Genomic DNA, 24,652 nt, shown 5'->3' with positions numbered 1-24,652 from the left:
CGATGGAGGAACGCAAATCCGGTCAGTTGAACCATTTGGATCTTTGGATCCGCTGGAAAGAGCAAAACGACGTCGAAGCCAAGAAGAAACTGATCGAGAATCACTTATCCATTGTCGATTACGTCTCTTCACGGCTTGCGGTGGGACTCCCGAAAAACGTATCCAAGGACGACCTGGCAAGCAATGGAGTAATGGGGCTGATCGACGCTATCGAGAAGTTCGACTACCAAAGAGGACTTCAGTTCGAAACCTATGCTTCCTGGCGGGTGCGGGGAGCGATTCTGGACGGGCTGCGCCAGGGGGACTGGGTGCCGCGTTCGGTTCGTGAAAAAGCCAAAAAAATCGAAGACGCTTACCAGAAGCTGGAGCAGGAAAATCTGCGCGTCGCTTCCGATCTGGAAATGAGCCAATTCCTGGGCGTGTCCGAAAAAGAATTTCAGCAGATGCTGCAGGACGTGTCGGTCATGTCGCTCGTTTCGCTGGAAGATCCGATCCGGGAAGAAGAATCGGAAACGCGGATGTCGGTCATGGTGGACGAGAAAGCCAAAAATCCGGATCATAAGATCAACGAGTTTTACTTGAAAGAAGCGCTGGCCAAAGGCATTGAAAAGCTGACCGAAAAAGAACGGATCGTCGTTTCCCTGCTTTACTACGAAGATCTGTCGCTCAGCGAAATCGCCGAGGTCATGTCGCTGTCGCCGTCCAGAATTTCGCAGCTGCATTCCAAAGCGATCCTGCGCCTTAGGGGGGCGCTCGACAAGCAGAAAAGTCTGCTTATGCAGGACCGCTAATCGTCGAGAAACGGGAGAAGCACCGATCCGATTGACAGCAAAAGGGGAAAGAGGGGTTGTCCGTGATTGAGCATGTGGCTTTGGACCGGCACCTGGCCGTAACGTTCGAAGCATCCAAAATGTCGGCGCGTCTGCGTTTTACCAAACCCGAAGAAGGGTTTGCGTGCACGGAAGAAGCATTGAAGCGGTTTTTGCAGGATCACGACGTGCGTTTCGGCCTGCTTGACGATGCGATTCGCCAATTCGTCGCTTCGCCGGAACGCTTTTTTTTCGAAGAAGTCGAGATTGCCAGGGGGACGCCGGCGATCGACGGAAAGAACGGCACGATCGAGTTCATGTTCGACAAAGACGACGAAGCCCGCCCGATGGAGAAAGAAGACGGCCGGGTGGATTACAAAGAACTGATCCGGCTCAAAAATGTCGGCAAAGGTCAGCTGCTGGCGCGGCGCCATCCGGCGGAACCGGGAACGCCCGGCAAGGCGGTGACGGGAGAAGAAGTGCCGTTCAAAGCAGGCAAGGAAGCCCGTTTCAAGATCGGCAAAAACGTCGTGACGGACGAACGGCATACCTCTTTGTATGCGACGATCGAAGGCATGGTCAGCCAGACGGACAACGGCAAGATCAATGTATTTAACGTGTACGAAGTGCACGGGGACGTCGATTACGGCAGCGGCAACGTCGATTTTGTCGGCACGGTCGTTATCCGGGGCAGCGTACTCCCGGGATTTCGCGTCAAAGCGGCCGGAGACATCCGCGTCCAGGGCGGCGTGGAAGGCGCGGAATTGTTCGCGGACGGCTCGATCGAGATCGCCGGCGGCATTATCGGATACCATAAAGGCATCGTCAAAGCCGGCGCCAACGTCAAAAGCTCGTTTATCCAGGACGGCAATGTGGAAGCGGGCGGCGACGTCATCGTTTCGCAAAGTATTATGCACTCGGAAGTGCGCGCCGGCCAAAACGTTGTTTGCAGCGGAACCAAAGGCCTGATTGTCGGGGGGAACGTACAAGCGGGGGACGGCGTCACGGCCCGTACGATCGGAAACACGATGGCAACGGCGACCTCGATCGAAGTCGGCGTGCTGCCGCATCTTCGCAACGAACTGGCGGATCTACATAAAAGAATGCGGGAGACCGCCGAAACCATGCAAAAAACGACCCAGGCGCTTGCGCTGCTCGACCAGATGGCGCTTGCGGGCAATCTTGCTCCGGACAAAGTGGCGCTGCGTCTGAAGCTGAGCGTAACCAAGCGCCAGCAGGATCACGATCGCTCCGAAGTCAAAGAGCGGATTTTCGAGATCGAGCAGGTGCTCGAAGACACGGAGCGCGCCAAAGTGGTCGTATCCGGAACGATCTACAGCGGGGCCAAGATCGTAATCGGGCGCTATACCAAGTTTTTGAAAGAACAGGCTTCGCGCGTCACGTTCCGGTATGCCGAAGGGGATATCGTCATGTCGGTCAACCGCTAAACCACGACTTGCCCGCATTCGATCGGTATCGCCATCTTAACGGATCAGGGGAGTGATTCCAGTTATGAAAGCGTTGGAGGTACAATTGGCGGTTCATCGCGCTCCGGAAACAAGCCGCATGCAGCACGACCAGATGCAGCGGCCGCTGATCGATCAGGCGCAGCTTGCGGGACAGTCCGCGCTGGAAAACGAGCGGGCGCGCCATCGAAGCGCGCCGGCCGCGGAAGCGGCGGAAGCCGAAATCCGCAAACAGCAGGATTCCCGGCAGGAGTCGGGCGGACAGGGGAGCGGCGGCAAACGGTCGGAAGAAACGCAGCACGAACATCACGAAGCGGCTCCGCACCCTTTTAAGGGCAAACATCTCGATCTGTCGCTGTAAGAAAGGATAAGGACATGAATGACGCATGGTTTTACGTCGTGCTGCTCGGGGCCGCGGCCGTCGTATACGCCTTTTTGATTCCCAAACCAAAAGGCGGCGGCGCACCGGCTCCCGGCGGCGACAACCGGGTTGTCCGGGAAGTCGAGCAGACGCTTGAGCAGTATATGGCCGAAATGGAAAAAGAAAACGACGACCTGGTCAATCTGCTGGTGCAAATCCGCCAGGAAACCGGAGCCAAGCAGCTGGCGCTCCAGGAGCAGGTTGCGGAGATGCGCGGCCGTCTGGCCGATATGGAGCGCACGTCCGGCAAGCACGAAGCCCGCATCGAGCAGCTTTCTTCCGCCGAACCTCCCGTTTCGGCTTCTTCGGCTCCGCAGGAATCCGCGCGCCGCTTGAGGGACGAACTGATCGAGTCGGCGGCGGAACGCGAGCCCGAAGACAAAGCGGAACCGACCGATTCCGTTCGCGGCCGCTACCCGCAGCTGTTCGACATGCATGAACGGGGCCGTTCGATCGACGCCATCGCCAAAGCGACGGGCATGCAGCGCGGAGAGATTCAGCTTATTCTGCGGCTGGCGAAGAGGGAGGACGTCTAGTGTTTAAAAATCGTTCTTTTATGCTCGGTCTCGGCATCGGCATCATCGCCGGGGCGCTGCTGCTTCAGCTGATGCTGCTGGCGCAAAGCGGCCGTCAGGATCTGCCCGGATCGGCGGAAGAGCCGGCGGCGCGGCAGCAGACCGGAGCCGACGGCGCGGATTCGCCGCAGCAGGGGGAAGAAGCGGGCGCAGATGCCGAAGCGGCGCAGGGCGCCGACTCGCCCGCGAAGCCGCAGTCCGAACCGGCGGACAATCCCGACAAGCCGAAGACGCCGGCCGTCACGGAACCGACGTCGGAGGAACCGGACGCGCCGTCTTCGCCCGAACCTTCCGCACCGGCGGCCCCCGATAAGCCCGAGGAGTCCGTCAAGCCCGCGGAAGCGGACGGCTCGGAGGACTCGCAGCAGCCGGAAGAGCCCGACGCTCCGGCCGCCTCCGGCGATGTGGAACCGCAGCGCTCGGATGCCGCGCAGTCGTCCCGGATTTCGTTCGAGATCCGCAGCGGCATGAATCTTCAAGCCGTATCCAAAGCGCTGCAGGATGCCGGCATCGTCAAAGACGCCGACGAATTTCAGCGCCAGGCGGACGCTGCGGGCGTCTCGTCCCGGCTGCAAATCGGCGATTTCTCGTTTGCGCCCGGCCAGTCCTATGCGGATATTATCAGCGAACTTTCGACGCCGACGAACGAATAAACAAAGCGAAAAAGATCGGCTCAGAGCCGCGGTTCCGGCAGACGGATCGCGGCTTTGCCGCGCGCCGCGAGCATTGTTCGACGCAGGCTGCCGTGATTTCGACCGCTTTGCCGTCGGCGCTTGCTTGCAAAATATTGAGCGTCGGGGATTGCACCGGGCATTCGATTATGATAAACTAAACAACGGTGTTAAAACACACGCCGATTAATTCTGCGGAAGGTGCTTCGCCCAGGGCGGAGTCTCCACGGGAAATGATTTCGGCGGAGGTACATCAAAAAAACCAAACCCATAGGAGGTGTATGGAGAATGGCAGTTATCTCCATGAAACAGCTTCTCGAAGCTGGCGTACACTTCGGTCACCAAACTCGTCGTTGGAACCCGAAGATGGACCGTTACATTTTTACCGAAAGAAACGGGATTTACATTATCGACCTGCAAAAAACGGTCAAGAAAGTCGACGAAGCGTACAACTTCGTTAAAAACCTGGCCGGCGACGGCGGTACGATCCTGTTCGTAGGCACCAAGAAACAAGCTCAGGATTCCGTGAAAGAAGAAGCGGAACGCTGCGGCATGTACTTCATCAACCAACGTTGGCTCGGCGGCACGCTGACCAACTTCCAAACGATCCAAAAACGGATCGACCGTCTGAAAAAGCTGGAGCTTTGGGAAGAAGACGGCACTTTCGAAGTGCTGCCTAAGAAAGAAGTTATCCTGCTCCGCAAAGAGAAAGATCGTCTCGAGAAGTTCCTGGGCGGCATCAAGAACATGAAGAAACTGCCTAGCGCACTCTTCATTATCGATCCGCGCAAAGAGCGTATCGCGGTTGCGGAAGCTCGCAAGCTGAACATTCCGATCGTCGGCATCGTCGATACGAACTGCGATCCGGACGAAATCGACTACGTCATTCCGGGCAACGACGACGCGATCCGCGCCGTTAAACTGCTGACCGGCAAAATGGCGGAAGCCGTTATCGAAGCAAACCAAGGCGAACAAACGACTGCCTAAGTTCCGGATCGCCGGAAACGGCGTCTGACAGAAGCAGAGTTTAAAAGAAGAGGGTGGTTGGTGGTGAATAGCCTCTTAACCGCCCTTTTTTTAGGGATAAAAGCATAAAACCATACTTAATCTTTGGAGGGAATCAACAATGGCAGTAAATGCGAGCGCAGTAAAAGAACTTCGTGAAAGAACGGGCGCAGGAATGCTCGATTGCAAAAAAGCGCTGGAAGAAACAAACGGCGATATCGACAAAGCGGTAGACGTACTGCGCGAAAAAGGCCTGTCCGCAGCAGCGAACAAAGCCGGCCGCGCCGCTACCGAAGGTACGGTTGAATCGTACATCCACGCAGGAGGCCGGATCGGCGTTCTGGTTGAAATCAACTGCGAAACGGACTTTGTCGGCAAAACCGACCAGTTCAAAAGCTTCGCGCGCGATATCGCGATGCACATCGCCGCTGCGAGCCCGCTCTTCGTTCGCCGCGAAGAAGTTCCGACCGAATCGCTCGAAAAGGAAAAAGAAATCCTGAGAGCTCAGGCGCTGAACGAAGGCAAACCGGAAAAAATCGTCGACAAAATGGTCGAAGGCCGCATCAACAAATACTACGAAGAAAACTGTCTGCTTGAGCAGTCGTTCGTTAAAGACCCGGACAAAACGATTTCGCAGCTGCTGAACGAAAAAATCAGCACGATCGGCGAAAACATTTCCATCCGCCGTTTTGCCCGCTTCGAGCTGGGCGAAGGCCTGGAGAAAAAAGTCGATAACTTCGTCGAAGAAGTTATGGCTCAAGTCAAGTAATTTCGAAACAGGTCATTATAGATCAATCACAGCTTCTGCGTATGGGGGGAACACTTGGTGTTCCTTCTTTTTTAACCGGGGTTCTTCCCATGCTCAGGCGGCGGAAAAAAGCGGAGGGTAAAATTGATGCAGCCTGCATTTAAGCGAGTGGTACTCAAAGTCAGCGGCGAGTCGCTTGCGGGACAGAACGGATACGGAATCGACGGATTGACCATTACGGACATTGCCGAGCAAATCAAGGAAGTCGTGCAGTTGGGCGTCGAAGTCGCGGTCGTTTGCGGCGGCGGCAACATCTGGCGCGGCATCGCCGGAAGCGCAAGCGGGATCGACCGCTCGACGGCGGATTATATGGGCATGCTGGCGACCGTGATGAACTCTCTGGCGCTGCAGGACGCGCTGGAATCGATCAATGTGCCCACGCGTGTACAGACATCGATCGCCATGCAGCAGATCGCCGAGCCTTACATCCGACGCAGAGCGATTCGCCACCTGGAAAAAGGCCGTGTCGTAATCTTTGCCGCCGGAACGGGCAATCCGTTCTTCTCGACCGATACGACGGCCGCGCTGCGCGCTGCGGAGATCGAAGCGGAAGTGATCCTGATGGCGAAGAACAAAGTGGACGGCGTATATTCGGCCGACCCGTTCGTCGACAGCACCGCCGAAAAGTACGAACAGCTGACCTACCTGGAAGTGCTGAACCGCAACCTGGGCGTCATGGACTCTACCGCTTCTTCCCTGTGCATGGACAACAATATTCCGCTGATCGTGTTCGCCATTACCGAAAAAGGCAACATCAAAAGAGTCGTTCTCGGTGAAAAGATCGGAACGCTCGTCAAAGGGAGTGTAGACTAATGCCTCAAGCCGTGAAAAAGAATGCGGAAGAACGCATGAACAAAGCGATTCAAGCCCTCCAGCGCGATCTGAGCACCCTGCGCGCGGGACGCGCGGTTCCGGCCCTGCTGGACCGCATCCAGGTCGAATACTACGGAGCGCAGACTCCGCTTAACCAGCTGGCCAACATCAATACGCCGGATACCCGGACGTTGATGATCCAGCCTTGGGACAAGTCTTCGCTGGCCGATATCGAACGCGCGATCCAAAAGTCCGATCTCGGACTGTCCCCGTCCAACGACGGCAACGCGATTCGCCTGGTCATTCCGGCGCTGACGGAAGAACGCCGCTCGGAACTCGTCAAGCTGACGAAGAAATTCGGCGAAGAAGGCAAAGTGGCGATCCGCAATATCCGCCGGGATGCGAACGACGACATCAAAAAGATGGAAAAAGGCGAAATCTCCGAAGACGAATCCCGTGGTCATCAGGAAGACATCCAAAAACTCACGGATAAATATATCGCGGAAGTCGACAAAGTGATCGCTGTAAAAGAAAAAGAGATTATGGAAGTTTAAGACCCCGCGACCCCTCCGATACAAGGTGGGGTTGTGTCTTTTTTCGGGCGGCCGCGGGGAGCTGAAGGCATGGAGGAGAAAACATGATCAATCGGTTTCGCTCATGGATCGGTCCGAAAGAGCGCGAGAACGCTGACGGGCCGGCGGAGCCGTCCGCGGAAAACGTGCCGCAGCATATCGCGATCATCATGGACGGCAACGGACGCTGGGCCAAGAAGCTCGGCATGCCCCGAATCGTCGGGCACCAGAGCGGGATGAAAGCGGTCAAGCGCGCCACGATCGCCGCGGACGAAATGGGCGTGCGCTACCTGACTTTGTACGCTTTCTCCACCGAGAACTGGAGCAGGCCCAAAGAAGAAGTCGACTTTCTGATGCGGCTGCCGCAGGAATTCCTCAAGCTTGAGCTTGAAGAGCTGATTCAGAAAAACGTTCAGGTGCGCATGATGGGTAATATGGAAAACCTGCCCGAGCATACGCTGAAAGCGATGCGTGAAGCGACCCGGAAAACGCAGCAAAACACCGGGCTGGTGCTGAACTTTGCGCTGAACTACGGAGGAAGGCGCGAACTCGTCGAAGGCATTCGTGAGATCGGGCGCCGGATCGAAGCCGGGGAACTGCGCGCGGAGGACGTGGATCAGGAACTGATTGCCGCGCATCTGCAAAGCGGCGGACTGCCCGATCCGGATCTGCTGATTCGAACGAGCGGCGAACTGCGCATCAGCAACTTCATGCTGTGGCAGATCGCTTACAGCGAGCTTTGGTTCACGGACGCTTACTGGCCGGAGTTCGGCAGGGAACACCTTAGAGAAGCGGTAGCCGAATACCAGCGCCGAACGCGGCGGTATGGCGGTTTGAAGTGACGGCCGGCTGCCGGAGTTCGATAAAACCCGGTGGATACGGCGGTTTGAAATAGCGGCGCTGCCCGGACGGAGGATGAAACGGTGAAACAGCGAATTATAACCGGCGTCGTAGCCGGCGTGTTGTTCTTGGGACTGTGCGTACTGGGCGGCTTCGGATACCCGACGCTGATTATGCTGATGGCGCTTGTCGGATATTACGAATTTGCCAAAATGGGCACGGGAGCTCCTTTTCGCGCGGAAGCCTGGATCGGCTATGCCGGCGTAGCGTACCTGACGTTTCCGTGGCAGACATTCGGATTGCATTTTCCGATGCCGCCGCAGAGCGTATTCTGGCTGCTGCTTTTGCTGCTGCTGTGCGCGACGGTCCTGTCCAAAAACGAAATCAATATCAAGCAGACTTCGCTGCTGTTCCTCGGCATCGTATACGTCGGCTTCGGTTTTTATTATATTGCCGCTTCGCGCGAGACGCCGGACGGACACGGGCTGTTCTGGACGTTCCTGCTGCTGCTCAGCATTTGGGGCAGCGACGCGGGCGCTTATTTTACGGGAAAAGCGTTCGGCAGACGCAAACTCTGGCCGGCAATCAGTCCCAATAAAACGATCGAAGGCGCTGTCGGCGGTCTGCTGATCGCCGTCGTGATCGCGCTGGGCTTCTCGCTGGCCGATCCGGAGCTGCTGCACCCCATGCGCGCGATCGTGCTGGGACTTGCCGCGTCGATCGTCGGGCAGATGGGCGATCTGATCCAGTCCGCCTACAAACGCGTCTACGGAATCAAAGATTCCGGCAGTATTCTTCCGGGACACGGAGGCATTCTGGACCGATGCGACAGCTGGCTCGCGGTATTCCCTATCGTACATATCTTGTTTTTGCTTCCTTACTGAGTGTGAGGCGGCCGTAGGGAAGATCGGGAAGGAGAGAAACAAACGATGACAAAAAAAATAGCGCTGCTCGGTTCGACCGGTTCGATCGGCACGCAAACGCTCCAGGTCGTGGACGAACACCCCGAATTGTTTCAAATCGAGGCGCTTGCGGCGGGCGGCAACACGGATTTGCTGCTGGAGCAGATTCGCCGCTTCAAGCCGGTCAAAGTATCGGTGGCGTCGCGCGAAGCGGCGGATCGGCTGAAAACGCAGGTTCCGGCCGGCACGCAGGTGTACTTCGGCGACGAAGGGCTGGTCGAGATCGCGGCGGGTACCGACGCGGATACGGTTGTGACGGCCGTAACCGGCAGCATGGGGCTGCCGGCGACGCTGGCGGCGATCGACGCGGGCAAAACGATCGCGCTCGCCAACAAAGAAACGTTGGTGACGGCGGGACATCTGGTTACGCGCCGGGCGGCGGAAAAAGGCGTGGCTATCCTGCCCGTGGACAGCGAGCACTCCGCGATTTTTCAATGCTTGAACGGAGAAAAGATCGATCAGCTGCTCGGCATTACGCTGACGGCTTCCGGCGGTTCGTTCCGCGATCTCGACCGGAAGCAGCTTGAACGCGTAACCGTGGAAGACGCGCTCAAACACCCGAACTGGTCGATGGGCGCCAAGATTACGATCGATTCGGCCACTATGGTCAACAAAGGCCTGGAAGTCATCGAAGCCCGCTGGCTGTTCGGTTTGGAGTACGAGCAAATTTCGGTACTGCTGCATCCCGAGAGCATTGTCCATTCGTTCGTCGAATTCCGGGATACGGGCATTATCGCCCAGCTCGGCAATCCGGATATGCGGGTTCCGATCCAATATGCGCTTACCTACCCGGACCGGATGTCTTTGAACGCCAAGCGATTGTCGCTGGCCGAAGTCGGGAGATTGAATTTCCGGGAAATGGATTTTGACCGCTTCCCTTGTTTAAGAATGGCCTACGAGTGTGGTAAAATGGGAGGAACCGCTCCGACCGCTTTCAACGCGGCGAACGAAGCGGCAGTCGCCCGTTTTTTGCGGCGTGAAATTTCGTTCCTGCAGATCGAAGAAACGCTGGAAAACGTGATGAATCGGCATACCCCGTCGGCGGACCCGGATTTGGAAAGTATCCGCGAGGTCGACGCCTGGGCGCGCCGCGCCGCGTTCGAACAGGCATAAGCTCCGGGCTTGAACAACAGGGAGGATCAGACCAAATATGATGACACTTCAGGTAATCGTGCTGACCGTGCTGATGTTTTTTATCGTCGTTACGGTGCACGAATGGGGACACTATTACTTTGCCAAACGCGCGGGCATTCTGGTGCGCGAGTTTGCGATCGGCTTCGGTCCCAAGCTGTTTTCTTATAAACGAGACGAAACGCTGTTCACCCTGCGGATGCTTCCGCTGGGCGGGTACGCGCGCATGGCCGGCGAAGATCCGGAGCTCGACCCGATCCAGCCGGGCCAAACGATCGCCGTCCGTCTCGCGGATGGCGGCGCCGTCAAGAAAATCTATCTCGATCAGCTCGACAACCGCAGGAATGTCATGATCGGCGAGATCGAATGGATCGACCTGGAAGACCGGATGCAGCTTCGCCTGAACGTGGACGGCGAGACGCAGCATCTGGACGTGGACCGCAAAGCGGATATCGTCATGCGCGGCCAGGAACTTCAAGTTGCGCCCAAAGACCGGCAGTTCCGCAGCAAAAGCGTCGGCAAGCGCGCGCTGGCGATCTTCGCCGGTCCGCTGATGAACTTTGTGCTGGCGTTCGTCCTGTTCCTGATTTACGTACAGGTATCGGGCGTGCCGGACGAGAACGCAAACGCGGTCAAAGTGTCGAGCATCGTTCCCGATTCGCCGGCGAAAGCTGCGGGGCTTCAAGAAGGCGATATCGTCAATTCGATCGACGGTACTGCCGTAGGACGCGATCTGCAAAAAGTCACAAGCCTGATCGGCGCGGCCGACGGGTCGGAAGTGGAAATGAACGTGACGCGCGGAAGCGAGTCGCTGAATATCCCCGTCACGCCCAAGCTCACCAAGCAAAAAGACGGAAGCGAAGTGCTCCAGGTAGGCGTCGGGCTCGGTCCGATTACCCGCCACGCTTCGATCGGGGAATCGTTCGCTTTTGCGGGGGATGCGTTCAAAAGCGGCAGCACCGCTATTCTCGACGCGCTGCGCAAGCTGGTATTCGAACGCTTCGATATCAATCAGCTGGCCGGTCCGGTCGGCACGCTTCAGTACACCGGCGAAGTCGCCAGCGAAGGCATCGACCAGATGATTCTGTGGACGGCGATGGTCAGCATCAACCTCGGGATCTTCAACCTGCTTCCGATTCCGATGCTCGACGGCAGCCGGCTGATCTTCCTGGCGATCGAAGCGGTGCGCAGACGGCCGATCGATCCGAACAAAGAAGGCATCGTGCATTTCGTCGGTTTCGCGCTGATCTTCCTGCTGATGATCGCCGTGACCTACAACGATATTTTGCGCATTATCAACAGCTGATTCACAGCGGTTAAGAACCGGCCGCGCCGCCCTGGGAGGCGGCGGAAACGGTTCGCTCGATAAACGGAGGGAATCTCATGGCAAGCGATCAGGAAAAACAGGGCAAGCAAAAACAAGAGAATCAGAAACAGGATAAACAGTTCGTGACCGAAATTACGCCGCAGAGCGAAGATTTCTCGCGCTGGTATATCGACGTGATCAAAAAAGCGGAGCTGATGGATTACGCGCCGGTGCGCGGCTGCATCGTGTTCCGTCCGGACGGCTATGCGATCTGGGAAAATATCCAGCAGGAAATGGACCGCCGGTTCAAAGAAACGGGACACCGCAACGCGTACTTCCCGATGCTGATTCCCGAAAGTTTTTTCCAAAAAGAAAAAGAGCATATCGAAGGCTTCAACCCGGAGCTTCCGTTCGTAACCGAAGCGGGCGGCGATATCCTCGAAGAACGCCTCGCGGTGCGTCCGACGTCGGAAACGATGTTCGGCCATATGTATTCCAAATGGATCAAGTCCTATCGCGACCTGCCGGTGCTGATCAATCAGTGGGCGAACGTCATGCGCTGGGAAAAGCGCACGATGCCGTTCCTGCGCACAAGCGAATTCCTGTGGCAGGAGGGCCATACGGCGCACGAGGACGAGCAGGGCGCGCGCGAAGAAACGATGCGCATGCTCGAATTGTATCGCGATTTCGTCGAAGACTTCCTGGCGCTGCCGGTGATCATGGGACAGAAAACGCCGTCCGAGAAATTTGCGGGCGCCGTGGATACGTTCTCGATCGAAGCGATGATGAAAGACGGCAAAGCGGTGCAGGCGGGAACGTCTCACTATATGGGGACGAATTTCGCCAAAGCCTTCGAAATCCAGTACCTGAACCGCGACAACGAGCTTGAGCTGACCCATACGACTTCGTGGGGCACCAGCACGCGCCTGATCGGTTCGATGATCATGGCGCACGGCGACGACCGCGGCCTAGTTATTCCTCCGAAGGTTGCGCCGACGCAGGTCATGATCGTGCCGATCGGTCCTCCGAAAACGCGCGATGTCGTGATCGAGCGCGCCGACGCCCTGTTCGCCGAGCTCAAAGCCGCCGGCCTTCGCGTGGGCATGGACGACCGCGCGGACGTGCGTCCGGGCTGGAAGTTCAACGAGTACGAAATGCGCGGCGTGCCGGTCCGTATCGAGATCGGACCGCGCGATATCGAAAACGGTGTCTGCCTGCTGGCTTCGCGCCTCGGCGGAGACAAGCTGACGGTGCAGCTGGACAATGTCGTGAGCGAAGTGCAAAGCCTGCTGGACGACGTGCAAAAAGGCATTTTCCAACGCGCGCTGGAATTCCGCGACAGCCACTTCCATCCCGTCGACAATCTCGACGAAATGAAAGCCCAGATGGAGGAGAAAAGAGGTTTCTTCCTGGCAGGATGGTGCGGCAGCGAAGCGTGCGAAGATACCGTCAAGGAAGAAACCGGAGCAGGCAGCCGGAACATTCCGTTCAATCCGCAGGAAGAGAAACAGACCTGCGTCGCCTGCGGGGAAGCGGCCAAGCACACGGTCGTATTCGCCAAAGCGTATTGATCGGCAAGAAGACAGGACCGGAGTGAAGCTTCCGGCGGCGGGAATGCAGCGGGCCCGCCGCGGAAGCTCTTCGCTTTTTTAGAATCAAAGGGGGACAGAACATGAGTGAAACGGCGGAGCGCAGACAGCGGCTGGAACTGCTGATGAAGCAGGCCGGGATGCCGGCAAGTGCCGCGGACCCTTATTTCAACGACGGATATATCGACCGGGTAGAGATCAGCCGCTCGAACCGGGACTGGAAGATCGTTCTGGCGAAGGATACGCTGGTGCCGGCCGCGATTTACCGCACGTTCTGCCTGCAAATCCAGGAGAAGCTCGGGCATATCGCCAAGATACGCTTCTTGTTTCAATACAGCGGAGAAGGACGCGAAAGCGAGATCGTGGACGAATACTGGAAAATGTTTATCGAATGGGCGCAGCGCGAAATCCCTTCGGTCAACGGCTGGATGGCGAGAGCGCAGGCCGTAACGGAAGGATCGCACACCACCGTGTCGTTTACCGATGCGACGTCGCTGGAAATGGCGCGCAAACGCAATATAGACCGGGCCCTGACCGATTTTTACGATAAATATTTCGGTCTCAAGCTTCAGGTAAAACTGAATATTGGAGCGGGCGAAGACGCGGCGCAGGCGGCCAAAGCCCAGTTCGAGGAAATGCGCCGGCGCGACGAGCTGGCGGCGATCGAGAAAATGATGGCCGAGATCGACGAAGAAGTCAGCGCGGGCGCAGACAGCGAAAACGACGAAAATATCAAGCTGCAGATCGGCTACGATATCCGCGACGACGCCACTCCGCTGCAGAACGTTCAGGACGAAGAAAAGAAAGTGACGATCCAGGGCATTATTTTCGGCCTCGACAGCAAAGAACTGCGCAACGGCAGCACGCTGTTCACCTACTATCTGACCGATTACAGCGACTCGCTGCAGATGAAGATGTTCGCCAAGAACAAAGAAGACCTCAAAGTGATGAGCCTGCTCGCCAACGGCAAATGGGTCAAAGCGAGAGGACGCGTCGAGTTGGACCGCTTTATGCAGGTGCCGGAACTCGTGATGATCCCTTCCGACCTGACCGAAGTCAAATCGCCTCCGGTGCGGATGGACAAAGCGGACGAGAAGCGGGTGGAATTCCATCTGCATACCAAACTCAGCACGATGGACGCGGTCTGCTCGATCGAAGAATACGTCAAAAGAGCGGCAAAATGGGGACACAAAGCGATCGCGGTCACCGACCACGGCGGCGTGCAGTGCTATCCGGACGCGGCGAAAGCCGCCAAGAAAAACGGCATCAAAATGATTTACGGCCTTGAAGCGAACGTCGTCAACGACGCGGTGGCGGTCGTGGAGCGTCCGCGCGACGAAGAATTGAAATCGGCCGTTTACGTCGTATTCGATATCGAGACCACCGGTCTGTCGATTACGCAAAACAAGATTATCGAAATCGCGGCGGTCAAAATGCAGGACGGCAAAGAGCTCGACCGGTATTCGACGTTCGTCGATCCGCACGAGCGCATCCCCTACCATATCCAGCAGCTTACCAATATTACCGACGACATGGTGCGCGGCGCGCCGGAGATCGACAGCGTGATTCGCGAATTCGTACAGTTTGCCGGGGACGCGATTCTCGTTGCGCACAACGCGCGGTTCGATATGGGCTTTATCCAGGCGACGCTCAAAGGTTTCGACCTGCCCGAGCTGGAGAATCCGGCGCTCGATACGCTGGAACTCGCCCGGCTGCTGCATCCGACGATGAAAAACCACCGGCTCAATACGCTGGCTACCAAATATAAAGTCGCGCTCGAAAGCCATCACCGCGCCATCGACGATACGATCGCGCTGGGCGGCATTCTGACCGGACTGATCGACGAAGCGGTCAAAGAGCGCAATCTGAAAAACCTGAGCCGGCTGAACGATTTCGTCGGCAAAGATCTGTCCAACGCGCGGCCGTTTCACTGCGGCATCTACGCGCTGAACGAGGTGGGCAAAAAAAATCTGTACAGGCTCGTTTCCATGTCGCATACGGAGTACTTCAAAAGAGTTCCGTGCATTCCGAAGTCCAAGCTCGAAAATATGCGCGAAGGACTGCTGATCCTGTCGGGCTGCGAAAAAGGCGAATTCTTCGAAGCCGTGCTGAACAAAACGGTCGAAGAAGCGGAAGACGTGGCGCAGTTTTACGATATTCTGGAGATCCAGCCGCTGACCATGTACATGCACCTGGTGGATAAAGGACTGGTCGGCAGCGCCGAAGAACTCAAGATCGCGGTCGAGAAAGTGTGCAAGCTCGGCGACAAGCTCAACAAGCCGGTCGTCGCGACCGGCAACGTGCATTATCTCGACCAGCGCGACAAGCTGTTCCGCGATATTACGATTCACGGCATCACCGGCTTCAGCCCGCTCAAAGACCAGAACAAGCCCGACGCGCATCTGCGCACGACAGAGGAAATGCTGGAGGAATTCAAGTTCCTGGGCGAAGCCAAAGCCAAAGAAGTGGTTGTGACCAACACGTCCGAACTGGCCGACCGCTTCGAGGAAATCAAGCTGTTTCCGTCCGAGCTGTATACGCCGGTGATCGAAGGCGCCGACCAGGAGATCCGCGACACCTGCTACAATACGGCCAAAGAGATGTACGGGGACGAACTGCCCGAGGTGATTATCGCCCGTCTGGAAAAAGAACTGGAGCCGATTATCAAATACGGTTTCTCCGCCAACTATCTGATTTCCGAACGGCTCGTCAAAAAGTCCAACAGCGACGGTTATCTGGTCGGCTCGCGGGGTTCGGTCGGCTCGTCCGTCGTCGCCATGTTCCTCGGAATCTCCGAGGTTAACCCGCTGCCGCCGCATTACATCTGCCGGAATTCGGAATGCAAGCACAGCGAGTGGTTCCTGGACGGCAGCGTGCGCAGCGGATTCGATATGCCGAACAAAACATGCCCGGACTGCGGCTCGACCATGCTGGGCGAAGGACACGATATTCCGTTCGAGACGTTCCTGGGCTTCAAAGGCGACAAAGTCCCCGATATCGACTTGAACTTCTCGGGCGAATACCAGCCCCAGGCGCATAATTTCACCAAAATCATGTTCGGTCCGGACAATGTGTTCCGGGCGGGTACGATCGGCACCGTAGCCGAGAAAACGGCGTTCGGCTTTGCGAAAAAGTACGAGGAAGAGCATCAGAAGCGCTGGCGCGCGGCCGAACTTAACCGCCTGGCCGCCGGCTGTACCGGCGTCAAGCGCAGCACCGGCCAGCACCCGGGCGGGATCGTCGTGCTGCCGGACTATATGGAGATCGAGGATATCACCCCGGTCCAGTACCCGGCCGACGACACAAGCGCGGAGTGGAAAACGACCCACTTCGATTATCACGCTTTCGACGAAAACCTGCTTAAACTCGATATTCTGGGGCATGACGATCCGACCATGATGCGGATGCTCCAGGATCTCACCGGCGTCGATCCGACGACGATTCCGATGAACGATCCGAAAGTTATGAGCATGTTCAACTCGACGGACGCCCTCGGCGTACGGCCCGATCAGATCCGCACGCCGGTCGCGACTTACGGCGTGCCGGAGATGGGCACAAAGTTCGTGCGACAGATGCTGATCGAAGCAAAGCCGTCCAGCTTCGCCGACCTGCTGCAAATTTCGGGTCTTTCGCACGGAACGGGCGTCTGGCTCGGCAATGCCGACCAGCTGATCAAGAACGGCACCTGCAACATCAAGACCGTGATCGGCTGCCGCGACGATATCATGCTGTTCCTGATCTACAAAGCGGGCATGGACGCGGGACTCGCGTTCAAGATTACGGAAAGCGTGCGGAAGGGCAAAGGGCTGACGCAAGAGTGGATCGACGAGATGAAGCGCTGCAAAGTGCCGAACTGGTATATCGATTCCTGCCTGAAGATCCAGTACATGTTCCCGAAAGCGCACGCCGCGGCTTACGTGATCTCGGCCGTTCGGACCGCTTACTTCAAGCTGTATCACCCGATCGAGTATTACGCGACGTACTTCTCCGTACGCGCGGCCGACTTCGAGATCGAATTGTTCTGCCAGGGTTACGAAGCGATCGGGCGCAAGATCGTCGAGATCGAGCAGAAAGGTTTCCAGGCGCTGCCGAAAGAAAAAGCGATGCTGCCGATCCTGGAGATGGCGCTCGAAATGACGGCCCGCGGCTTTACGTTCAAATCGATCGATCTGTACCGGTCCGACGCGACCAAGTTTATCGTCGACGGCGACAGCCTGATCTTCCCGTTCGCGGCGCTGGGCGGTCTCGGCGATAACGCGGCGAAAGGCGTGGCCGCGGCGCGCGACCACGGCGAGTTCCTCTCGATCGAAGATTTCCAGCAGAAATCGAAAGCGTCCAAAACGATCGTGGAGCTGCTCGGACAGCTCGGCTGTTTCCGCGGTCTGCCGGAAAGCAATCAGCTTTCGCTGTTCTAAAGCCGCTTCGCGGCGCGATTGTAAAGCGCGCATACTTGTCACTATAATGAGATTATGCTATAATTGGTACAGGAATTTGGAGTTACACACAGTAGGCGATAGACCTTTGCGTAGAGAGTGGGGCGACCCACTCTTTACTTTTGGGCTCATATCCCCTGCGCCGCCCATGCGGACGGAACTTGACAACGCTTGGAGGGTGAATGCTTGAGCACACCGAAGATCAAAACAACCGTGGAACAGATGATCGAGCCTTATCTGGCCGAACATGGATTCGAACTCGTCGACGTGGAATACGTCAAGGAAGGCAGCAGCTATTTCCTGCGGGTCTATGTGGACAAAGAAGGCGGAATCGATATCGACGACTGCGGGCAAATCAGCGAGTACATGAGCCAGAAACTGGACGAGAACGATCCGATCGACGAAGCGTACTTCCTGGAAGTATCGTCGCCGGGAGCTGAGCGTCCGCTGAAGAAAGCGGAAGACGTGCTGAAGGCGGTCGGCAAAGACGTTTTCGTAACGACTTACGAGCCGATCGGGGGATCGAAAGAATTCGAAGGCAAGCTGCTGTCGTTCGACGACGAGGAACTTGTTATCGCGTTCGGCAAGAAGCAGGCGGCTGTGCCTTACGACAAAGTCGCCAGCGCCAGGCTGGCCATTATTTTCTAATATAGATAGTCTTGAAAGGGGGAGCGTTAGGCAAATGAGTACGGATTTCATTGAAGCTTTGAACGAGCTGGAGCGTGACAGAGGAATCAGCAAAGAGGTGCTTTTCGAAGCGATTGAAGCGGCGCTGATCTCCAGTTACAAACGCAATTTCAACACGGCTCAGAATGTGCGGGTGGATATGAACCGCAATACCGGGGTAATCAAAGTGTATGCGCGCAAACTGGTGGCGGAGGAAGTTCTCGATTCGAGAACCGAAATCTCGCTGGAAGGCGCCCACGAGATCAACCCGCATCTGCAGATCGACGATATCGCGGAGATCGAAGTAACGCCCCGCGACTTCGGGCGCATCGCCGCCCAAACGGCGAAGCAGGTCGTAACGCAGCGCATCCGCGAAGCGGAACGCGGCTTGATCTACAATGCTTTCGTCGACAAAACGGAAGATATCGTAACGGGCACCGTGCAGCGCATGGATACCCGCAATCTGTATGTCGACCTCGGCAAGATCGAAGCCGCGCTGCCGCTGACCGAATTGATGCCGGGTGAGAAATTCGCGCACAACGAGCGGATCAAAGGGTATATTACCAAAGTCGAGAATACGACCAAGGGACCGCAGATCATTCTGTCCCGGACGCATCCGGGGCTGCTCAAGCGTTTGTTCGAGCTCGAAGTGCCGGAGATCTTCGACGGCGTCGTCGAGATCAAATCGGTCGCTCGCGAAGCGGGCTTCCGCTCCAAGATCGCCGTGTACTCCCGTAACCCGGAAGTCGATCCGGTCGGTTCGTGCGTCGGCCCCAAAGGCGTTCGCGTGCAAACGATCGTAAACGAGCTGCGCGGCGAAAAGATCGACATCGTGAACTACTCCGAGAGCGTGGAAGACTATGTGGCAAACGCCCTCAGCCCTTCCAAAGTGCTCGAAGTGGAAGTGTTCGAAGCCGAGAAGATGGCCCGCGTCATCGTGCCGGATTACCAGCTCTCGCTTGCGATCGGGATCAAAGGCCAGAACGCGCGCCTCGCGGCGAAGCTGACCGGCTGGAAGATCGACATCAAGAGCGAAACGCAGGCCGAGGAAGAATTCGGCAGAGAGCGCACGTACGACGGCGAACTGCCGCAGGACTCGGTGTCCATCGACTAACCGTCGGTTCCGAAGAGAGCGGGAGGTCCACACATGAAAAAGAAAAAAATTCCGCTGCGCAAGTGCGTGGCAAGCCAGGAAATGCTGCCCAAAAAGGAGCTGATCCGCGTCGTCCGCACGCCGGACGGGGAAGTTCAGATCGACCTTACGGGCAAAAAATCCGGCAGAGGCGCTTATCTGCGCGCGGATGCGGAGTGCTTTAAGCTCGCTCAGAAGAACAAAGCGCTCGACCGCGCGCTCAAGCAGCCGGTACCGGCCGAAATTTACGAACAGCTTGCCCGGGACTTTATCCGGGTTGAACAACAATTCCGTGAAATACAGGAGAGAGAAACAGACGATGAATAATGAGCTTTCGGGACTGGGGCTGGCCATGCGCGCCGGAAAGATGGTTACCGGGGACGAAATGGTTATTAAAGCCATTCGGTCGCGCGAAGCCAAGTTGGTCGTACTGGCCGGTGACGCCTCGTCCAATACCCGGAAAAAGTTTCAAGACAAGTGCGGAACGTACGGCGTTCCCCTGCTTATCGGTTTCGACCGCGAGCGTATCGGCGCCAGCATCGGCAAGCCGGAACGGCTCGTACTCGCATTGACGGACCAGGGGTTGGCCGACATGTTCCGCAGGAAACTGGGGACTACGTCGGAGGTGGAGTATATTGAGTAAACCAGAGAACAAAGTTCGGGTCTATGAATACGCCAAGTCGCTCGACATGAGCAGTAAAGAAATCATTACCATTTTGAAAAGACTCGAAATGCCGGTTAACAATCACATGAGCGTGATGGAACCGGAAGCGATCGGCAAAGTGGAACAATTTTTTCGGAACATCAAGTCGAATGCCTCCAAACCGGCATCTCCAAGCAGCAAGCCGCAATCGAACGGCGATCCACAAACAAAAATTTCACAAGAAAAGCAGGTAGGTATGAATAATAAACCTCAAACCCAAAACAGCAGTCAGTCGCAAAGTCAAGGCGGTAACCGTCCTCAGGGCAACCGCAGTTCTTCGGTAGGCGGAGGACAAAATCGTCCGCAAAGCGGCGGCGCAAGCCGTCCTCAATCGAGCGGACAAGGCCAGCGCCCTTCGGGCGGCGGCCAAGGAGGCCAGGGCGGCAATCGCAGCGGCGGCCAATCCGGACAAGGTCAGCGTCCTTCGGGCGGCGGCGGATCTTCGCAGCCGCGCAGTGGCGGTTCTTCCACGCAATCGCGCGGCGGATCTTCCGCAGGCGGCAGCAGCTATGGCGGCGGAAGCCGCAGCGGCGGCCAGGGAGGCCAAGGCGGTAATCGCGGCGGCGGCCAAGGCGGCCGTCCGGGTCAGCGCTCGGGCAGCGGCAAAGGCGGATTCCGCGGCGGCAACGGCGGCGGACGCGGAGGCAGAGGCGGACGCAGTCAGCAGCCGCCAAGAGAAAAAATCGACAATACACCGAAGAAAATTATCGTGCGCGGCACGATGACGGTCGGCGATACGGCCAAACTGCTGCACAAAGACGCTTCGGAAGTCATCAAGAAGCTGATTATGCTCGGCGTCATGGCGACAATCAACCAGGAGCTCGATCTGGAAACGATCCAGCTGCTGGCGGGCGATTTCGGCGTCGAAGTCGAAATCAAGATTCCGGTCGAAGACGACCGCTTCGAGACGCTTGAAGAGAACGACGAAGAAGCCGATCTCAAGGAACGTCCTCCGGTCGTAACAATCATGGGTCACGTCGACCACGGTAAAACGACGCTGCTCGACGCGATTCGTTCGACCAATGTGACCGGCGGCGAAGCCGGCGGCATCACGCAGCACATCGGCGCTTACCAGGTCGAAATCAACAGCAAAAAAATTACGTTCCTGGACACCCCGGGTCACGAAGCGTTTACCGCCATGCGTGCCCGCGGCGCACAGGTTACCGATATGACGATTATCGTCGTGGCGGCCGACGACGGCGTTATGCCGCAGACGGTCGAAGCGGTCAACCATGCCAAAGCGGCGAACCTGCCGATTATCGTAGCTGTCAACAAGATCGACAAGCCGGGTTCCGATCCGGACCGCGTCAAACAGGAACTGACCGAATACGGTCTTGTACCGGAAGAGTGGGGCGGCGACACGATCTTCGTCAACGTATCCGCGAAGCAAAGAATGGGGCTCGAAGGCCTGCTGGAGATGATTCTGCTCGTAGCGGAAGTCAACGACTACAAAGCCAACCCGGACAAGCGCGCCCGCGGTACGGTCATCGAAGCCGAACTGGACAAAGGACGCGGACCGGTCGCGCGGATTCTCGTGCAGCACGGTACGCTCAAAGTCGGCGACGCTTTCGTAGCCGGCAACTGTTTCGGCCGCGTTCGGGCGATGGTCAACGACAAAGGCCGCCGACTGAAAGAAGCGGGCCCGTCGACTCCGGTCGAAATCACGGGTCTGACGGAAGTGCCGCAGGCCGGCGATCCGTTCATGGTCTTCGAAGACGAGCGCAAAGCACGCAGTATCGCCGATAAGAGAGCGATCACGCAGCGCGAATCCGATATGGGCGCGAATACCCGCGTGACGCTGGACGATCTGTTCAAGCATATCAAAGACGGCGAGATCAAAGACCTCAACGTGATCATCAAAGGCGACGTGCAGGGTTCGGTCGAAGCGCTCAAAGGCTCGCTCGCGAAGATCGAAGTCGAAGGCGTTCGCGTCAAGATTATCCACAGCGGCGCCGGCGCGATCAACGAATCCGATATCATCCTGGCGGCGGCTTCCAACGCCATCGTCATCGGCTTCAACGTTCGTCCGGATAACCAGGCGGCGCAGACAGCCGAGCAGGAGAAAGTCGATATCCGCCTGCACCGCGTTATTTACAACGCCATCGAGGAAATCGAACAAGCCATGAAAGGCATGCTCGATCCGATTTACAAAGAAACGGTCATCGGCCAGGCCGAAGTCCGCAATACGTTCAAAGTCAGCAAAGTCGGCGTGATCGCCGGTTCCATGGTTATCCAGGGCAAGATCGCCCGCAACGCGGAAGCGCGCCTGATCCGCGGCGGCATCGTCGTTTACGAAGGCAAGATCGATTCGCTCAAGCGTTTCAAAGACGACGCCAAAGAAGTGGCGCAGGGCTACGAGTGCGGTATTACGCTCGACTACAACGATATCCGGGAAGGCGATATTATCGAAGCCTTCGTTATGGAAGCCGTCGAGCGCTAAAAGTGGGGTGAAAACAAATGGCGAAGATTAGAGTCGGCCGGGTTGCCGAAGAAATCAAAAAGGAACTCAGTCAGCTGATCCAAAGCGAACTGAAAGATCCCCGCATCGGGTTCGTCACCGTCACCGACGTAGAGGTGACGGGCGACCTGTCCGAGGCTAACGTATATCTGAGCATTTTCGGAGACGACGAACAGAAGCAGCAGTCGCTGGCCGGTATTTCCAAAGCGACGGGTTTCCTGCGCAGCGAGATCGGCAAGCGGATTCGTCTGCGGCATACGCCGGCCTTGCTGTTCCATATCGATCAATCGATCGAATACGGCAACAAGATTGACGTTCTGCTCGGTCAGATCAAGAAAGAAGAACCAGGCGACAGCAAAAAAGGAGACGGCGATGCAGACGTATGAGCAGGAATTAATCGAGGCGCGGCGATTTATCGAGCGGCACGATGACTTCCTGGTCGTGGCGCATGTACAGCCCGACGGAGACGCAGTCAGTTCTACCCTTGCGGTGGGCTGGCTTCTCTCGCGTTTGGGCAAAACCTTCACCATGATCAACGAAGGGCCGATTCCGCAGCGGATGACGTATATGGACGGAGCGGGGCAGATCCTGGACATGAGTCTGACGGAGCGAAGCCGCACCTACGGAAACGTGATCTGCGTGGACTGCGCGGACTTCAAACGGGTCGGTCTGGTATCGCAGTGGATGGAGGACGGGGCGAATATGCTCAATATCGACCATCATCCGACCAACGACCGCTACGGTACGCAGACGCTCATCAAAGCCGACGCGGCCGCAACGGCCGAGATTTTGTACGACCTGGTCTCTTTGTTCGAGCTGGGCTGGGACCGCAATATCGCGGAGATGCTGTATACGGGGATTCTGACCGATACGGGCGGTTTCCGCTATTCCAACACATCGCCCAAAGTGATGCAGATTGCTTCGCATCTGTTGGAACTGGGCGTAAACGGGCCGGAGCTTGCGGAATCGCTGCTGGAGCAGCTGACCAAACCGCAGTTCGACGTGCTGACGCTTGCGCTGGGAACCCTGCAAATGTCCGGCGACGGCAAAGTGGCTTGGGTGCACGTCACGCCGGAGCATATGGCGCAGACGGGAGCGGCCAACGAAGACCTCGAAGGCATCGTCAACTATCCGCGCAATATCCAGGGCGTCGAAGTCGGCGTACTGTTCAAAGTCATTAACGGCAGCGCGGTGAAAGCCAGCATGCGTTCCGCGGGCAAAGTCGACGTCGCGGCCGTCGCGGCCGAATTCGGCGGCGGCGGTCACGTGCGCGCGGCCGGCTGCCGGCTGGAAGGCCCGCTCGAAGACGCAGCCCGCGCCGTGATCGAAAGGATCAAACAATCGCTATGAATGAATTCGACGGCGTACTGCCGGTATACAAGCCCGCGGGCATGACGTCGCACGATGTCGTGGCCAAATGCCGCAGGCTGCTTAAAATGAAGCGGATCGGTCATACCGGCACGCTCGACCCTTCCGTAACCGGCGTGCTTCCGCTTTGTCTGGGACGCGCCACGCGGATGGTCGAATACTTGCAGGAAATGCCGAAAGAATACCGGGCCGTGCTGAAGCTGGGCATCGCGACGGACACCGAGGATCTGACCGGAACGGTCGTGGAGCGGATGGACGTCGTCGAAGTCCGCGAGGAACGGATGCGCGAGGTTCTTGAAGAATTCCGCGGTCCGATCATGCAGACGCCGCCGATGTATTCGGCGGTCAAAGTGGACGGCAAGCGGTTGTACGAGCTTGCTCGCGAAGGCAAAACGGTCGAGCGCAAAGCGCGGCAGGTAAGTATCCACGAACTGGAATTGACCGGATTTGAAAGCTTGGACCAGCCGGAAGCATCGCTGCGCGTACTGTGCTCCAAAGGCACGTATATCCGCACGCTTTGCGTCGATATCGGAGCCAGGCTCGGCGTTCCTTCGGCGATGGCCGAGTTGAAGCGCACCCTGTCGGCCGGCATCGGCGTGGACCGCTGCCTGACGTTCGAGGAGATCGAGCGGCGGATGGAAGAAGGCACGCTTGAAGAAGCGCTGCTGCGCGCCGACAAAGCGGCTTCGCATATGCCGGAGCATGTCGTGGACGAGCGGAAGCTGGAAAACGCGCTTCGCGGACAGAAGCTTCCGGCCTGGGCCGTGCTTCCGTCCGCGGAAGGCGCGCAGGAACAGTTCAGGCTGTACGCGCCGGACGATCGGTTTATCGGAATATACAAATGGGACGAAGAAGCCGGGAAGATCGTTCCGGTCAAAGTGTTTCTTCCCTAACGGGAACGCGACCGGAGCGGCGCGGCCATTC

Annotated in this window: 23 protein-coding genes; all 23 read left to right on the top strand. The window is 57.4% G+C overall.

The genetic code is table 11. The features are described 5' to 3' along the window. Positions 1-2: 2 nt before the first annotated feature. The 23 genes from QWJ34_RS12955 to truB all read left to right on the top strand — a co-directional run bounded on the left by QWJ34_RS12955 (position 3) and on the right by truB (position 24,621). Positions 3-791 carry a FliA/WhiG family RNA polymerase sigma factor gene (locus QWJ34_RS12955; RefSeq protein WP_302728352.1) on the top strand — a complete coding sequence of 263 codons (789 nt, stop codon included), beginning with the start codon at positions 3-5 and terminating at the stop codon, positions 789-791. Positions 792-853: 62 nt separating this feature from the next. Further along, complete coding sequence (locus QWJ34_RS12950; RefSeq protein ID WP_302728350.1) at positions 854-2,257, top strand: flagellar assembly protein A; 1,404 nt, start codon at positions 854-856, stop codon at positions 2,255-2,257. A gap of 64 nt (positions 2,258-2,321) precedes the next feature. Further along, complete coding sequence (locus tag QWJ34_RS12945; protein WP_302728348.1) at positions 2,322-2,636, top strand: hypothetical protein; 315 nt, start codon at positions 2,322-2,324, stop codon at positions 2,634-2,636. Positions 2,637-2,650: 14 nt separating this feature from the next. Next, positions 2,651-3,232 carry a hypothetical protein gene (locus QWJ34_RS12940; RefSeq protein ID WP_302728346.1) on the top strand — a complete coding sequence of 194 codons (582 nt, stop codon included), beginning with the start codon at positions 2,651-2,653 and terminating at the stop codon, positions 3,230-3,232. Then, complete coding sequence (locus tag QWJ34_RS12935) at positions 3,232-3,924, top strand: hypothetical protein (RefSeq protein ID WP_302728344.1); 693 nt, start codon at positions 3,232-3,234, stop codon at positions 3,922-3,924. Before QWJ34_RS12940 ends, QWJ34_RS12935 begins: the two co-directional genes overlap by 1 nt. Before the next feature lie 306 nt (positions 3,925-4,230). Then, complete coding sequence (gene rpsB / locus QWJ34_RS12930) at positions 4,231-4,929, top strand: 30S ribosomal protein S2 (protein ID WP_302728342.1); 699 nt, start codon at positions 4,231-4,233, stop codon at positions 4,927-4,929. Between the two features lie 139 nt (positions 4,930-5,068). Continuing rightward, the gene (tsf, locus tag QWJ34_RS12925) at positions 5,069-5,716 is read left to right on the top strand and encodes a translation elongation factor Ts (RefSeq protein WP_302728340.1); all 648 of its coding nucleotides are present in this window, start codon (positions 5,069-5,071) and stop codon (positions 5,714-5,716) included. 123 nt (positions 5,717-5,839) lie between these two features. Continuing rightward, entirely contained in the window at positions 5,840-6,568 is a 729-nt protein-coding gene (pyrH, locus tag QWJ34_RS12920; protein ID WP_302728339.1) for a UMP kinase, read from the top strand. Further along, positions 6,568-7,122 carry a ribosome recycling factor gene (frr, locus tag QWJ34_RS12915; RefSeq protein ID WP_302728337.1) on the top strand — a complete coding sequence of 185 codons (555 nt, stop codon included), beginning with the start codon at positions 6,568-6,570 and terminating at the stop codon, positions 7,120-7,122. Before pyrH ends, frr begins: the two co-directional genes overlap by 1 nt. Before the next feature lie 83 nt (positions 7,123-7,205). Continuing rightward, on the top strand, positions 7,206-7,982 hold the full coding sequence (locus QWJ34_RS12910) for an undecaprenyl pyrophosphate synthase (protein ID WP_302728335.1): 777 nt from the start codon (positions 7,206-7,208) through the stop codon (positions 7,980-7,982). A gap of 81 nt (positions 7,983-8,063) precedes the next feature. Beyond that, entirely contained in the window at positions 8,064-8,864 is an 801-nt protein-coding gene (locus QWJ34_RS12905; protein WP_302728333.1) for a phosphatidate cytidylyltransferase, read from the top strand. Between the two features lie 45 nt (positions 8,865-8,909). Beyond that, on the top strand, positions 8,910-10,055 hold the full coding sequence (locus QWJ34_RS12900) for a 1-deoxy-D-xylulose-5-phosphate reductoisomerase (RefSeq protein ID WP_302728331.1): 1,146 nt from the start codon (positions 8,910-8,912) through the stop codon (positions 10,053-10,055). A 37-nt stretch (positions 10,056-10,092) separates the two neighbouring features. Then, a complete protein-coding gene (gene rseP / locus QWJ34_RS12895; RefSeq protein WP_302728329.1) occupies positions 10,093-11,379 on the top strand; it encodes an RIP metalloprotease RseP in 1,287 nt (428 codons plus the stop codon). A 77-nt stretch (positions 11,380-11,456) separates the two neighbouring features. Further along, positions 11,457-12,950, top strand: coding sequence for a proline--tRNA ligase (gene proS / locus QWJ34_RS12890; RefSeq protein WP_302728328.1), 1,494 nt, complete (start codon positions 11,457-11,459; stop codon positions 12,948-12,950). Between the two features lie 101 nt (positions 12,951-13,051). After that, on the top strand, positions 13,052-17,383 hold the full coding sequence (locus tag QWJ34_RS12885) for a PolC-type DNA polymerase III (protein WP_302728326.1): 4,332 nt from the start codon (positions 13,052-13,054) through the stop codon (positions 17,381-17,383). A 204-nt stretch (positions 17,384-17,587) separates the two neighbouring features. Continuing rightward, positions 17,588-18,049 carry a ribosome maturation factor RimP gene (gene rimP, locus QWJ34_RS12880; RefSeq protein WP_302728324.1) on the top strand — a complete coding sequence of 154 codons (462 nt, stop codon included), beginning with the start codon at positions 17,588-17,590 and terminating at the stop codon, positions 18,047-18,049. A 34-nt stretch (positions 18,050-18,083) separates the two neighbouring features. Next, entirely contained in the window at positions 18,084-19,181 is a 1,098-nt protein-coding gene (gene nusA, locus QWJ34_RS12875) for a transcription termination factor NusA (RefSeq protein WP_302728322.1), read from the top strand. Positions 19,182-19,214: 33 nt separating this feature from the next. Continuing rightward, the gene (gene rnpM, locus QWJ34_RS12870) at positions 19,215-19,526 is read left to right on the top strand and encodes an RNase P modulator RnpM (protein WP_302728320.1); all 312 of its coding nucleotides are present in this window, start codon (positions 19,215-19,217) and stop codon (positions 19,524-19,526) included. Then, on the top strand, positions 19,519-19,842 hold the full coding sequence (locus tag QWJ34_RS12865; RefSeq protein ID WP_302728318.1) for a L7Ae/L30e/S12e/Gadd45 family ribosomal protein: 324 nt from the start codon (positions 19,519-19,521) through the stop codon (positions 19,840-19,842). Before rnpM ends, QWJ34_RS12865 begins: the two co-directional genes overlap by 8 nt. Beyond that, the gene (gene infB, locus QWJ34_RS12860; protein WP_302728317.1) at positions 19,835-22,342 is read left to right on the top strand and encodes a translation initiation factor IF-2; all 2,508 of its coding nucleotides are present in this window, start codon (positions 19,835-19,837) and stop codon (positions 22,340-22,342) included. The genes QWJ34_RS12865 and infB overlap by 8 nt, the downstream gene beginning before the upstream one ends. A 17-nt stretch (positions 22,343-22,359) precedes the next feature. After that, positions 22,360-22,746 (top strand): 30S ribosome-binding factor RbfA, encoded by a 387-nt coding sequence (gene rbfA, locus QWJ34_RS12855; protein ID WP_302728315.1) that lies wholly within the window; start codon positions 22,360-22,362, stop codon positions 22,744-22,746. Further along, on the top strand, positions 22,733-23,710 hold the full coding sequence (locus tag QWJ34_RS12850) for a DHH family phosphoesterase (protein WP_302728313.1): 978 nt from the start codon (positions 22,733-22,735) through the stop codon (positions 23,708-23,710). Before rbfA ends, QWJ34_RS12850 begins: the two co-directional genes overlap by 14 nt. Next, the gene (truB, locus tag QWJ34_RS12845; RefSeq protein ID WP_302728311.1) at positions 23,707-24,621 is read left to right on the top strand and encodes a tRNA pseudouridine(55) synthase TruB; all 915 of its coding nucleotides are present in this window, start codon (positions 23,707-23,709) and stop codon (positions 24,619-24,621) included. Before QWJ34_RS12850 ends, truB begins: the two co-directional genes overlap by 4 nt. Positions 24,622-24,652 lie beyond the last annotated feature (31 nt).

This window comes from Saccharibacillus sp. CPCC 101409 (assembly GCF_030518235.1).
Classification (GTDB): Bacteria; Bacillota; Bacilli; order Paenibacillales; family Paenibacillaceae; genus Saccharibacillus.
Note: the sequence above shows the minus strand (reverse complement) of the source record. Positions and strands in the feature narration are given on the sequence as shown.

Excerpts from the sequence above, each read along its gene's own strand:
- rpsB (WP_302728342.1), top strand. The coding sequence starts at position 4,231 with ATGGCAGTTATCTCCATGAAACAGCTTCTCGAAGCTGGCGTACACTTC.
- QWJ34_RS12900 (WP_302728331.1), top strand. The coding sequence starts at position 8,910 with ATGACAAAAAAAATAGCGCTGCTCGGTTCGACCGGTTCGATCGGCACG.
- QWJ34_RS12940 (WP_302728346.1), top strand. The coding sequence starts at position 2,651 with ATGAATGACGCATGGTTTTACGTCGTGCTGCTCGGGGCCGCGGCCGTC.
- rbfA (WP_302728315.1), top strand. The coding sequence starts at position 22,360 with ATGGCGAAGATTAGAGTCGGCCGGGTTGCCGAAGAAATCAAAAAGGAA.
- QWJ34_RS12865 (WP_302728318.1), top strand. The coding sequence starts at position 19,519 with ATGAATAATGAGCTTTCGGGACTGGGGCTGGCCATGCGCGCCGGAAAG.
- QWJ34_RS12945 (WP_302728348.1), top strand. The coding sequence starts at position 2,322 with ATGAAAGCGTTGGAGGTACAATTGGCGGTTCATCGCGCTCCGGAAACA.
- proS (WP_302728328.1), top strand. The coding sequence starts at position 11,457 with ATGGCAAGCGATCAGGAAAAACAGGGCAAGCAAAAACAAGAGAATCAG.
- QWJ34_RS12850 (WP_302728313.1), top strand. The coding sequence starts at position 22,733 with ATGCAGACGTATGAGCAGGAATTAATCGAGGCGCGGCGATTTATCGAG.
- QWJ34_RS12885 (WP_302728326.1), top strand. The coding sequence starts at position 13,052 with ATGAGTGAAACGGCGGAGCGCAGACAGCGGCTGGAACTGCTGATGAAG.
- rnpM (WP_302728320.1), top strand. The coding sequence starts at position 19,215 with ATGAAAAAGAAAAAAATTCCGCTGCGCAAGTGCGTGGCAAGCCAGGAA.
- rseP (WP_302728329.1), top strand. The coding sequence starts at position 10,093 with ATGATGACACTTCAGGTAATCGTGCTGACCGTGCTGATGTTTTTTATC.
- QWJ34_RS12955 (WP_302728352.1), top strand. The coding sequence starts at position 3 with ATGGAGGAACGCAAATCCGGTCAGTTGAACCATTTGGATCTTTGGATC.
- nusA (WP_302728322.1), top strand. The coding sequence starts at position 18,084 with ATGAGTACGGATTTCATTGAAGCTTTGAACGAGCTGGAGCGTGACAGA.
- frr (WP_302728337.1), top strand. The coding sequence starts at position 6,568 with ATGCCTCAAGCCGTGAAAAAGAATGCGGAAGAACGCATGAACAAAGCG.
- tsf (WP_302728340.1), top strand. The coding sequence starts at position 5,069 with ATGGCAGTAAATGCGAGCGCAGTAAAAGAACTTCGTGAAAGAACGGGC.
- QWJ34_RS12910 (WP_302728335.1), top strand. The coding sequence starts at position 7,206 with ATGATCAATCGGTTTCGCTCATGGATCGGTCCGAAAGAGCGCGAGAAC.
- truB (WP_302728311.1), top strand. The coding sequence starts at position 23,707 with ATGAATGAATTCGACGGCGTACTGCCGGTATACAAGCCCGCGGGCATG.